Below are 970 nucleotides of genomic sequence, written 5' to 3'. Positions count from 1 at the left end.
AGGTGGCGATAGCAATGAGGCATGGCAACACGATACCTGATGGGTCAGGTGTTGCACTTGGTCATTGAGACCGCCCTGTTAGAATAAGCATGGTTGTATAGGGCGTTTCTAAAAGCAGAGGCCTGTACGCCTGCTTTGTGAGAGTAATACCATATGCACTTTCCGAGCACCTGTTTTCCATCGCACTTAGAAAGGAGTGTGTCTTCATTGATATTTTCATAATTGTTATAGACCTGTCTTGCCTCAGATGAAAGCAAGTGAAACAAATTTTCAGTATTGTCCTCAGTGAATACTTCGCTTGTCAGTTGTCTCTCCACTGACTCGGCTGTGCTCCAATCAAAGTCTTTGTTTCCCCATATGCAAGGGGCGAAAAATCTTTCGACAACTCGCTGCATTAGAAGTGAACATTCTTTCTTATAAACCTTGGGAAGGGACTCCCTTGCTTTTTCAACTATGTACTTTCTTATGCTGGCCTCGGATGGAGATGAGGCTTCATTGCCTTGAACTCGCAAATATTTGTCTATTGTTTTTTTGAATAGCTTTTCATCCAAGAAAAGATTTTCTATTTCGTGGCACGGTAGACGAATGAAGTGAGAGTCATAGAAGTCAGGGTTGAGCGCTCGTAAATTTTCAAAAATGCCTTCTGGCTTGTTGTCAGAGTCCACAAGGAAGACAAATTTGGAGCCATGAATGTATCGAGATATATTGGAGATTTTTTCAAATGCAGCTACAACTTCATTGGAGCCTTTAAGTGGCTTGATTTCTACATTCTTATCTCTTAGGTAATACTCAAGTACGGCTTGATCGCCGCTTCCTTCGACAAATATAACCTTTTCGAAAATTGTGCTAAGCCCGATATCACGGAGTTCGCTTTCACTGTTCTCAACATCTAGTTGTCGGGTCCCGTGTGATTGACTACCCGTTTGGAAAATAATTCAGGCCGCTTGGTCTGCCATTCTTTCATCGCCGC

Annotated in this window: 1 protein-coding gene; it reads right to left on the bottom strand. The window is 42.7% G+C overall.

Annotation, left to right across the window (positions count from 1 at the left end; all coding sequences use genetic code 11):
* Positions 1–44: 44 nt before the first annotated feature.
* Positions 45–827, bottom strand: a complete 783-nt coding sequence (locus H1D44_RS21130; RefSeq protein WP_338073579.1) for a DUF4435 domain-containing protein — start codon at positions 825–827, stop codon at positions 45–47.
* Between the last annotated feature and the right edge of the window lie 143 nt (positions 828–970).

Source organism: Billgrantia kenyensis (assembly GCF_013697085.1).
GTDB lineage: Bacteria > Pseudomonadota > Gammaproteobacteria > Pseudomonadales > Halomonadaceae > Halomonas > Halomonas kenyensis.
This window is presented reverse-complemented; position numbering and strand designations above follow the sequence as displayed.